Source organism: Streptomyces sp. LS1784 (genome assembly GCF_020103755.1).
In the GTDB taxonomy this organism is placed as follows: domain Bacteria; phylum Actinomycetota; class Actinomycetes; order Streptomycetales; family Streptomycetaceae; genus Kitasatospora.
Genome location: NZ_JAHSQD010000764.1, coordinates 1 through 3,166 on the forward strand (window position 1 = coordinate 1; position 3,166 = coordinate 3,166).

At 75.7% G+C, this 3,166-nt stretch carries 2 protein-coding genes; one reads left to right on the top strand and one right to left on the bottom strand.

The features are described 5' to 3' along the window. Positions 1-1,803, bottom strand: a 1,803-nt coding sequence (locus tag KS423_RS41965; RefSeq protein ID WP_224284972.1) for an ATP-dependent DNA helicase RecQ, incomplete at its 3' end; no start/stop codon positions are given. A gap of 229 nt (positions 1,804-2,032) precedes the next feature. Here KS423_RS41965 and KS423_RS41970 point away from each other — a divergent pair. After that, positions 2,033-3,166, top strand: a 1,134-nt coding sequence (locus KS423_RS41970; RefSeq protein WP_224284973.1) for a DUF4192 domain-containing protein, incomplete at its 3' end; no start/stop codon positions are given.

Genomic DNA, 3,166 nt, shown 5'->3' on the forward strand with positions numbered 1-3,166 from the left:
GCCCGGGCCGCGGGCCCAGTCGGCGAGCACCGCCACCAGCGCGTCCACCGCCTCGCCGGGCACCGGCACGTCCGGCGCCTGCTCGGCGAGCAGGGTGCGCAGCCGGTTGCCCCAGCCGATGTCGGACAGCCGCCCCAGCGCCCGGCCGCTCTCCGCCTGCTCGCCCGCCGGGATCCGGCCCTTGAGCGGCACCCCGAGCGCGTCCATCCCGGTCGGCCAGAGCCGGCGCGGCTCGAAGCTCACGCCCGGGCGGCCGAGCGCGGCCCGGGCGGCCGTCAGCGTCTCGGCGGAGACGTCCGGAGTGTGCAGCGGCCCCGCGCAGTTGTCGCACCGCCCGCACGGCGCGGCCTGCTCGTCGTCCAGCTGCCGGCGCAGGAACTCCATCCGGCACTCCGTGCCCGCCGCATACTCGCGCATCGCCCGCTGCTCCGCCTCCCGGGAGGCGGCGACCTTGGCGTAACGGGCGGTGTCGTACTCCCAGCTCTGGCCGGTGGCCGTCCAGCCGCCCTTGACCCGGCGGACGGCACCGTCCACGTCGAGAACCTTGAGCATGGTCTCCAGCCGGGCCCGGCGCAGGTCCACCCGGGGCTCCAGAGCGGCGGTGGAGAGCGGCCGGCCGGCCGCGGCCAGTGCGTCGATGGTGCGGCGCACCTGCTCCTCCGGCGGGAAGGCCAGCGACGCGAAGTAGCGCCAGATCGCCTCGTCCTCGCGCCCGGGCAGCAGCAGCACCTCGGCCCGGTCCACCCCACGCCCGGCCCGGCCGACCTGCTGGTAGTAGGCGATCGGCGAGCTGGGCGAGCCGAGGTGCACCACGAAGCCGAGGTCGGGCTTGTCGAACCCCATGCCGAGCGCGGAGGTGGCGACCAGCGCCTTGACCCGGTTGGCCAGCAGGTCGGCCTCGGCGGTGCGGCGCTCGGCGTCCTCGGTGCGGCCGGAGTAGGAGGCCACCGGGAAGCCGCGCTCGCGCAGGAAGGCCGTCACCTCCTCGGCCGCGGCCACCGTCAGGGCGTAGACGATGCCCGAGCCGGGCAGGCGGTCGAGGTGGTCGGCCAGCCAGGCGAGGCGGTGGGCCGGGTCGGGCAGGGAGAGCACGCCCAGGGTGAGGCTCTCCCGGTCGAGTGGCCCGCGCAGCACCAGGGCGTGCTCGTCGGTGGCGCCGGTGCCGAGCTGCTCGGCGACGTCCGCGGTGACCCGGGCGTTGGCGGTGGCGGTGGTGGCCAGCACCGGGACGCCGGGCGGCAGGTCCGCGAGCATGGTGCGCAGCCGGCGGTAGTCGGGGCGGAAGTCGTGCCCCCAGTCCGAGATGCAGTGGGCCTCGTCGACCACCAGCAGGCCGGTGGAGGCGGCGAGCTCGGGCAGCACCTGGTCGCGGAAGTCCGGGTTGTTCAGCCGCTCGGGGCTGACCAGCAGGATGTCGACCTTCCCGGCGGCGACCTCGTCCTGGATCCCGGCCCACTCGTCGGTGTTGGCCGAGTTGATGGTGCGGGCGTGGATGCCGGCCCGGCCGGCCGACTCGACCTGGTTGCGCATCAGGGCGAGCAGCGGCGAGACGATCACCGTCGGCCCGGCGCCGCGGGCCCGGAGCAGGGCGGTGGCGATGAAGTAGACCGCGGACTTCCCCCAGCCCGTGCGCTGGACGACCAGGGCGCGGCGGCGGTCGACCACGAGGGCCTCGATGGCCGTCCACTGGTCCTCGCGCAGGACGGCTCCGGGGCCGGCGAGCTCGCGCAGGACGGCCTCGGCCCGCGCCCGGACCTCGGCGCGGTCGGCGGTGGCGGTGGTGTGGGTGTCGGGCTGCTGCATGGCGTCCATGTAACCCCGTACCGCCGACAAGCGGCGAATGCGGGGGAGGGGAGACGGGGGAAGACGGGGTGTATTTCATCCGCTGGTCCGCTGAACGGCAGTCAAAATCCACTCGCGGGAGGGAGTGTCGGCTGCTCCGAATGAGCGAAGGGGAATTCGGAGGCGGAGTTATCCACAGGAAAAAAGTCGGTTCGGGCATCGTCCGCGGATTGCGTCCACTCTTGCGGCCATGAACGCGATGAACAACGAACACGTCATTCTGTCCCTCGGCCCGGCCTCCGACTACGGGCCGGTCGTCATGCGTGGTCCGGCCGACATGGCCGAGCTGCTTCCGTACTTCCTGGGTTTCCACCCGGACGACTCCATCGTCGCGGTCGGGCTCCACGGGCCCGGCCTCCACCAGGGCGGGGTGATCCGGGCGGACCTGCCGCGGTCGCCCGCGCAGTGGCCGGCCGCGGCGGAGGAGACGGCCGCGCTGCTGGTCGCCCTCTCCGAGCGGCACGGTGCCCGGCCGCTCCAGGTGCTCCTCTACCTCTGCCAGGATCCCGGCACGACCCACGCACCGCCGGTGGTGGACGGGCTGCGGCCGCTGGCCGAGGCCCTCCGGGCGGCCTTCGGGCGCCGGGGCGTGGCGGTCAAGGAGTCGCTGTGCGTCTCGGACGGCCGCTGGTGGTCCTTCCTCTGCCGCGGCGACGGGTGCTGCGAGCCGGCGGGCAATCCGGTGCGGCGCAGCCCCGATCCCGGTCCGGCGGCCGCCGCCGCGACGGTCGCCGGCCTGGTGCCGCGCGGCAGCCGGAAGGCGATCATCGGTGGGCTGGATCCGATCGGCCCGCCGGAGGACGCCGCCCAGCGCGAGGCGCTCGCCCGGGCGGAGGCCGTGGACGCCCTCGCCCGGGAGCAGCGCATCGCCCTGCTCGACCAGGCCGTCGCCGAGTTCCGGGCCGGAGCCACGGAGCTCGACGCGGACCGGACGGCCCAGCTGCTGCTCGCCCTGCGGGACCGGCTGGTGCGGGACCGCGGCGTCGAGTACGCCCGGCCCGCCGAGCTGGCCCCGGCCGAGCGGCTCTGGCGTTTCCTCGCCCGGCGGGCCGTGCCGCCGTACGAGGGCTGTGCGGTGGCCCCGCTCACCCTGCTGGCCTGGACGTCCTGGGTCGCCGGGGACACGGCGACGGCCCGGGTCGTGCTCGGCCACGTCCTGCGGCTCGCCCCGGGCTACCTGCTGGCCGAGCTGCTCTACGAGTCGCTCAACGACGGCATGACGCCCCAGGGCCTGCTGGCCGCGGTCGAGGCCCAGCGGCGGCGGCGCGAGGAGCCCGCGGCCCCGGGGGCCCCGGTCGGCGAGCCGCTGCCTCCGGCGGGCGGG